This is a genomic window from Luteibacter sp. P4_E6 (assembly GCF_056401535.1).
In genome coordinates this window covers 1-2,692 of record NZ_JBFUJE010000523.1, presented here as the reverse complement: position 1 = coordinate 2,692, position 2,692 = coordinate 1, and the positions used below count along the sequence as shown (strand labels likewise).

General features: G+C 64.5%; 3 protein-coding genes. All 3 read left to right on the top strand.

Annotated elements, in window-relative coordinates:
* Positions 1 to 86: 86 nt before the first annotated feature.
* Positions 87 to 809 (top strand): VOC family protein, encoded by a 723-nt coding sequence (locus AC1DT2_RS20230; protein ID WP_477298319.1) that lies wholly within the window; start codon positions 87 to 89, stop codon positions 807 to 809.
* A gap of 135 nt (positions 810 to 944) precedes the next feature.
* A complete protein-coding gene (locus tag AC1DT2_RS20225) occupies positions 945 to 1,334 on the top strand; it encodes a VOC family protein (RefSeq protein WP_477298318.1) in 390 nt (129 codons plus the stop codon).
* Positions 1,334 to 2,692 (top strand): FAD-binding protein (locus tag AC1DT2_RS20220; RefSeq protein ID WP_477298317.1); only part of this gene is annotated, 1,359 nt, incomplete at its 3' end. The genes AC1DT2_RS20225 and AC1DT2_RS20220, both read left to right, overlap by 1 nt.

Sequence of the window (2,692 nt, the reverse complement as noted above, 5' to 3'; positions counted from 1 at the left end):
GTGTACGCAAGTCGTGTACGTTCTTGCTTGACCTCAACTTTGGTTGAGGTTGTCCAATGGCTTTCCCCACCGACGCAGCACATCCGATGCGCATCCCCCGACTGACCCTGCCGTCCACCGACGTGGACGCCTGCCTCGCGTTTTACCGCGATGTCCTCCAACTCCCGACGACCGGCGCGACGGTGCACGTCGGCTGGACCGACATCGACATCGGGCCCACCTCGACCGATCCGGGCGCCGTGCACCTCGCTTTCAATATTCCGTACGACCGGTTCGACGCGGCCTGTACCTGGTTACGCAAGCGCGCCTTGCTGCTGCGTGATCCCCTTGGCGAGGAGCGATTCCATGTCGGTGGCGTCTGGGATTCGGAGTCGGTGTACTTCGCCGGTCCGCACGATGCCGTGCTCGAGCTCATCGCACGTCGGCCACTCGCCCGGGAGGGCAACRTGAGCGGCGACTTTCGAAGCAGCGAGATCGCCTGCGTGAGTGAAGTCGGACTGCCGACCGACGATGTTCCGGCGCTGGTTCGTCAGCTTGTGGTGCGCACGGGGCTTACGCCATTCGGCGATCTCTCCGAAGGTTTCGCTCCCATGGGCGATCACGAGGGGCTGCTCATCGTCGTCGACCGGGACCGCCCGTGGTTTCCGGAGCAGCGACGCCTTCCAGGCGCGCGCGGGATTGAGATCACCATGGAGGGCGTTCTGCCGGACGCTGTCCTGGTCGACGAGGAGGGGTGGCATTTAATCTCGGTGGTAGCCACTTCGGCGCCGTCAAAAGGGCGCCGCGGCGCATCCACGCCTGCCTGGTGACTGTCGCGAAGTGGCCGGGATCAGCCTGGATGACGTCGTGGTCGCCGTCGACGTGCCGGAGCGTGCGCTTCGTCGACATCTGTCACATTCTTCGGGGCGCAGGCTACGCTCTGGCCCATCACTGGGAGAGACTTCATGCGCCTCGGCTACACCCTCATCTACGTTCCCGATGTCACCGCGACCGTCGCTTTTTATGAATCGGCGTTCGGCCTGCGGCGACGCTTCGTCCACGAGAGTGGCCTGTATGCCGAGATGGAGACGGGAGAGACGGCGCTCAGCTTCGCTGGCGAGACCATGGCGCAGATGAACGGTCTCGCTATCCGTCCGAACAGTCTGCGAGACCTGCCTGCCGGGATCGAGATATGCCTGGTCACGGATTCGCCGGAGGATGCCTATGAGCAAGCCCTCGGCGCGGGAGCGCTCGCTGTGAAGTCGGTGGAAGCCAAACCATGGGGCCAGCAGGTAGGCTATGTCCGTGACCTCAATGGCTGCCTCGTGGAAATCTGCTCACCGGTCCATCCCTGATGCATAGCGCCGACCGCGATGTCGACTTCATCGTCATCGGCTCCGGCTTCGGCGGGAGCGTGTCGGCGTTACGACTGGCTGAAAAGGGGTACCGCGTCGCGGTGATCGAGCAGGGCAGGCGGTGGACGCCCGAGACCCTGCCGACGACCAACTGGCGATTGTCGCGATGGTTGTGGGCTCCGTCGCTAGGCATGCACGGCTTCTTCGGGATGCGCTTCTTCCGCCACGTGATCGTGCTCCACGGCAACGCGGTCGGCGGCGGTTCCATTACCTACGCACAGACCCTGCTTGAACCGCCGCCGCGTGTCTGGCGCGAGGGTTCATGGGCGGGTCTGGAAGATTGGGAACGCATTATGCCGGCGCACTACGCGACCGCGCGGCGGATGCTGGGTGTGACGACCAACGAACGACTCGCAGCGGCGGATTTCCGGCTGCGCGATATGGCACAGTCCGTTGGCGTCGGGGATAGCTTCTATGCGACGGACGTTGGCGTCTTCTTTGGCGAGGAGGGTGACGCACCGGGTAAGACCTATGCGGATCCGTACTTCGGCGGCGAAGGTCCCGATCGCCATGCCTGCACCGGTTGCGGCGGATGCATGGTCGGCTGCCGGTACGGCGCCAAGAACACGCTGGACCTGAATTATCTCTACCTTGCCGAGAAACGCGGCGCGACTGTGATCGAGCAGACGCGAGTGGTCGACGTGCGCCCGATCGGCGACGCATCGGATGGTTCCGGTGGCTACGTCGTCGCGACGCGCAAGGGCGGGGTCTCGGCCCGCCTGCGCTGTAAAGGGGTGGTCTTCGCCGCCTCCTCGCTCGGTACGCAGGACCTGCTGTTCCGGCTACGCGAGAATGGGGCGCTACCGGCGATATCGCCGGCACTCGGGCATGGCGTACGCACCAATGCCGAGTCGCTCATCGGCATTCGCTTTCCTGGTTCCACGGACGATCTCTCTCGCGGCGTCGCCATCGGGTCGGGTATCTACATCGACGCGCATACGCATATCGAGGCCACGCGCTACCCGGCGGGCTCGGACGTGATGGGCCTGCTGACGACCGTCATGGCAAAGGGGCGCCACCGTCGGACAAGCTGGTTGTTAACGGTTCTGTCCATGCTTCTGACGCGACCGCGCGCCTTGTTCCGGCTGGTGCGTACGAAGAACTGGGCTCGCGAGTCGATGATCCTGCTGTGCATGCAGACGCTCGACGGCCAGCTCACCATGCGACTCGGACGCCGTTGGTTCTGGCCGTTTGCCCGTCGTCTGGTGACCGAGGGACCGAAAATCCCGACCTTCATTCCCTCCGCGAACGCCTTTGCCATGAAGGCGGCGCAGGCAACCGGCGGGGTAGCGATGACC

Coding starts and splice junctions, on each gene's coding strand:
- AC1DT2_RS20225 (WP_477298318.1), top strand. CDS start 945: ATGCGCCTCGGCTACACCCTCATCTACGTTCCCGATGTCACCGCGACC.